The sequence below is a fragment of the Roseiarcus sp. genome, assembly GCF_052145395.1.
Classification (GTDB): Bacteria; Pseudomonadota; Alphaproteobacteria; order Rhizobiales; family Beijerinckiaceae; genus Roseiarcus.
In genome coordinates, this window is sequence record NZ_JBKQOT010000870.1 from 1 (window position 1) to 3,203 (window position 3,203).

Below are 3,203 nucleotides of genomic sequence, written 5' to 3' on the forward strand. Positions count from 1 at the left end.
GCGCTGATGCCGGAGCTTCGGGGGGCGATCCAGCCGGTGCATTAACGCCTCGGCGTGACCTGACGTAACGGCCAGGGGGCCAGCGACGCCCGTCCTGGAGGGCGCGGTCCATATCCGGTCGAAAGACGGGCGTCCTGGCGGACGCCCTGTGGGCCCCGCGCTTCAAAGGCGCGCGGAAATCGACTGCGACTCAGCGCCCGAAGGGTCCGACGCCGCTCGGGAGGATGAACTCGATGAGCCCCGCCGCCGCGAGCAGGGCCAAGCCGCCTGCGAAGACGGCGCCCAGCGCCAGCACCAGCGCGTCGGCCAGCCATTCGCCGGCGCCGCCTCGGGCCCCGCCCGGCACGAGAGGGGCATAGAGACTGTAACTGCGCCTATCGTTCTCGCCGTGGAGAACGCGCGCCGCGGCCGGCTGCGGCTCCGGCTTCGGAGCGTCTGCAGCCGTCAGGTCCTGGCGGGACCCGTCGAGACCCCGTCGCATGCGATTGACGAAACCCATTCCCGCGAACCGCGCCCTGCCGAAGCCATGAGGGTCCATTTCATCTCCCCCTGTTATATCCACAAGTTTACATTGGCCGGGCGCTCAGGCGCAAGCGTTCATCGCAATTCTGTTCGTGATTAAGCAAAATTCTCCCCCGTCGCCGGGCAAAAATGCCACGGCCCGCGATGACCTCGTGCTGTCCGGATTGTCCCGGATCGCTCAGCGCGGCGTCGCGCGGACGGCCCGCTCGATGGCGAAATTCGCCAGCGCGCCCGCGGCCATGAGGACGGCAGTGGAGAGGAAGACGGCCCGCATGCCGACATGGCCGCCGACGAAGCCGCCCGCGAGCGGCCCGACCACCTGCCCGACATATTGCGCCGAGACCGACCATCCAAGCAGGCTACCTGCGATGGCCTCCGGCGCGTTGTGCCGGATGACGCTCGCCATGCCGGGCATCAGCCCGCCGAGCGCCGCGCCCATCAAAAAGCGCAGCAGGACGAGCTGCCACCCGCTGACCACGAGCGCCTGAGGAACGAGGAGCAGCGCCGCCGCCGCGAGCGACAGGACGACGATCCGCCAGTGGCCGACGCGGTCGGCGATCTGGCCGAGACGGGCGGACGACAAAATGCCGCCGAGCGCTACCGCCGACATGGCGAGGCCGGCGACGAAGGTCACCTGCGAAGGCGGCGCGAACAGCGCGACATAGACGGTGATGATCGGCTCGATCGAGGTCAGCGCGAATGTGAAAAGAAGCCCGGTCGCGAGCATGGCGACGACCGGACGCTTGTCGGCAATCCGCGCCCAAAGGCCGCCCAGCTTGCTTTTCCGCGCCTGCGGCTGACGCGGGATTTCGCGCAGCCAAAAGACCGTGCCGAGAAAGCTCACGAAGATCGTCGCGCCGGACAGCCAAAAAGTCGCGCGGATGCCAATCAGGGGCGGCAGGGCGCCGCCGATCAGCGGGCCGACCAGGTTGCCGGCCATGATTCCCGAAGAGAGCACGCCGAGCGCCCAGCCGGACTTCGCCCTCGGCGTCTGAGCCGCGACCAGGATCATTGAGCCCGAGGCGTAGCCGCCGAGAAGGCCGGTCAGCAGCCGCACCGCGACCAGTTGCCAAACGTCCTCGGCCATGCCGGTCAGCGACATCGCAATCGCCATGCCGAGGCTGGCGCGGATCAGCATCAGCTTGCGGCCGTAGCGGTCGCCGAGCCGCCCCCATATCGGCGCGGTCAGCGCCGCGGTGAAGAAGGTCGCGCCGTAGGCGACGCCCGACCATTGCACGATGGCGGCATGGCCCCTGACGCCGATCTCCTCGACATAGAGCGGGAGGAAGGGCAGCAGAAGCGTCATCGCCACGATGGTGGTGAACGAACCGGCCGTGCACACGACAAGGTTCACGTACCAGTGGTCCTCGTCGGGGCCCGGCGAGTCGTTCCTTCGGTTCGTCATCGGCCCGTCAACGTGAACCCGCTGCCAATCAACTCTGCGCCGCTCCGGGGCTGATCCCGCGTTCGAGCTTGTCCCTCGGCCGCGGGCCGGTCAACAAAGCCCCAGCGCGTGCCCTGGTTGTCAAAACCCGGCGCTTGGCTCCACGCCTAAGGACCGGACCCGACGGCGCGGCGGATGGCGGGAGTCGACGTGAAGCGGGCGTTGCGGGTCGCTGCCGTGGACGTTTCAAATGGGAGGGCAAGCGGGCCTTGCCTATAGGCGCGGTCTCCGCCCGTTGCGGTCTTTCCGCTGTTGCTCACGAGGTGAGCCTTCCGCATCGGGACAATCCAAATGACTTGTTGACAGATCCCGTACGGTTTCGTACGGTTCGAAGATGACCGAGATCAACGAAACGGCGGCCAAAGGCGCAGAGGAAGCGCGAAACACGCTTCCTGCGCTCCTCGATCTTGCCGAGCACGGGAAGTCCACAGTCATCAGCAGGCATGGCCGCCCGGTCGCTGCGGTTGTGCCTATTGCTCTCTACGAGGCGATCCAGCGGGCTCAGCAACCCAAGCAGCGCTCGCTTCTTTCGCTTAGCGGGTCCGGGGTTGGCTTGTGGGGGGAGGACAGCACGCGCACGATCCGTGAGATGCGAGACGAATGGACCCGCTGAACATCGAGGGCTTACCCGCCAACGCGTTGGTTTTGGTCGACACCGCGCCGATCATATACGTGCTCGAAGAACATCCTCAGTTCGCTCAACGGTTCAGGCCGCTGTTCGAAGCGCACGAGGCGGGGACGTTGCAGTTGGCGGTAACGACGGTCACGATCGCCGAAGTGATGACAGGTCCAGAGCAGGCCCAAGTGATGGCATCGCAGGCCCGAGATTATGATCTCGAGTTCCGATGCTCAAAGCTCGCATCACGATACAGGGAAGTTTTTTCGTCGTGGAGTGTGATTGCACTTGACAATGACATTGCTCACAGCGCCGCGCGGTTTCGGGCCATGTACCGGTTGAAGCTGCCTGATGCTGTGCAGGCTGCGAGCGCGCTCGCCATTAACGCGGACGCCCTGGTGACGCACGACCGGGACTTCTGTCGTCTCAAATCGCGGCTTACGCTGATGCGGATCATTTCTTGAAAATTACTCCCGCGAACGTCTTCTCGTGGCGCTCTCCACCCGTACCGGAACTGCTTGGGAGGGGCATGTCTGGACGGCGCCCCGAGGTCAAGGGTTTGGTTGAGGCTTTGCGAACGCTTCGGGTGCGGTCATGTCTTCGGCCTGTTGGCGCGGGAAA

At 65.8% G+C, this 3,203-nt stretch carries 4 protein-coding genes; 2 read left to right on the forward strand and 2 right to left on the reverse strand.

Annotated elements, in window-relative coordinates; all coding sequences use genetic code 11:
• Window positions 1-190 precede the first annotated feature (190 nt).
• Window positions 191-538 carry a hypothetical protein gene (locus ACLP25_RS30235; protein WP_442472789.1) on the reverse strand — a complete coding sequence of 116 codons (348 nt, stop codon included), beginning with the start codon at window positions 536-538 and terminating at the stop codon, window positions 191-193.
• A gap of 162 nt (window positions 539-700) precedes the next feature.
• Entirely contained in the window at window positions 701-1,927 is a 1,227-nt protein-coding gene (locus ACLP25_RS30240; RefSeq protein WP_442472790.1) for an MFS transporter, read from the reverse strand.
• A 373-nt stretch (window positions 1,928-2,300) separates the two neighbouring features.
• Between ACLP25_RS30240 and ACLP25_RS30245 the strand changes: the two genes are divergently transcribed.
• Both ACLP25_RS30245 and ACLP25_RS30250 read left to right on the forward strand, forming a co-directional pair.
• Complete coding sequence (locus ACLP25_RS30245; RefSeq protein WP_442472791.1) at window positions 2,301-2,579, forward strand: type II toxin-antitoxin system Phd/YefM family antitoxin; 279 nt, start codon at window positions 2,301-2,303, stop codon at window positions 2,577-2,579.
• Window positions 2,567-3,046 carry a type II toxin-antitoxin system VapC family toxin gene (locus tag ACLP25_RS30250; RefSeq protein ID WP_442472792.1) on the forward strand — a complete coding sequence of 160 codons (480 nt, stop codon included), beginning with the start codon at window positions 2,567-2,569 and terminating at the stop codon, window positions 3,044-3,046. The genes ACLP25_RS30245 and ACLP25_RS30250 overlap by 13 nt, the downstream gene beginning before the upstream one ends.
• Window positions 3,047-3,203: the final 157 nt, after the last annotated feature.

What these genes read in the sequence shown, in the direction of transcription:
- ACLP25_RS30235 (WP_442472789.1), bottom strand. Translation starts at nt 538, where the DNA reads ATGGACCCTCATGGCTTCGGCAGGGCGCGGTTCGCGGGAATGGGTTTC.
- ACLP25_RS30240 (WP_442472790.1), bottom strand. Translation starts at nt 1,927, where the DNA reads ATGACGAACCGAAGGAACGACTCGCCGGGCCCCGACGAGGACCACTGG.
- ACLP25_RS30245 (WP_442472791.1), top strand. Translation starts at nt 2,301, where the DNA reads ATGACCGAGATCAACGAAACGGCGGCCAAAGGCGCAGAGGAAGCGCGA.
- ACLP25_RS30250 (WP_442472792.1), top strand. Translation starts at nt 2,567, where the DNA reads ATGGACCCGCTGAACATCGAGGGCTTACCCGCCAACGCGTTGGTTTTG.